Origin of the sequence: Pseudomonas sp. PS01303 (genome assembly GCF_029959385.1) — a bacterium.
Classification (GTDB): Bacteria; Pseudomonadota; Gammaproteobacteria; order Pseudomonadales; family Pseudomonadaceae; genus Aquipseudomonas; species Aquipseudomonas rustica.
The window spans coordinates 1-310 of sequence record NZ_JASCPK010000335.1 but is presented as its reverse complement, the minus strand read 5'-3'; the positions used below and the strand labels follow the sequence as shown (position 1 = coordinate 310).

At 60.3% G+C, this 310-nt stretch carries 1 pseudogene; it reads left to right on the top strand.

From position 1 onward, the window contains the following. Positions 1-310, top strand: a pseudogene (aceE, locus tag QMX93_RS30865) (pyruvate dehydrogenase (acetyl-transferring), homodimeric type); the annotation flags it as partial.

Genomic DNA, 310 nt, shown 5'->3' with positions numbered 1-310 from the left:
GGACCACCCTGAACGGTGAAGGTCTGCAACACGAAGACGGTCACCGCCACCTGCTGGCCGCGACCATCCCGAACTGCCGCACCTACGATCCAACCTACGGCTACGAGCTGGCGGTGAGCATTCAGGACGGCATGAAGAAGATGACCGAAGAGCAACAGGACATCTTCTATTACATCACCGTGATGAACGAGGCGTACCAGCAGCCAGCCATGCCGGCCGGTGCCGAAGAAGGCATCAAGCAAGGCATGTACCTGCTCGAAGAAGACACCCGCGATTCGGCGCACCACGTCCAGCTGATGGGCTCCGGCAC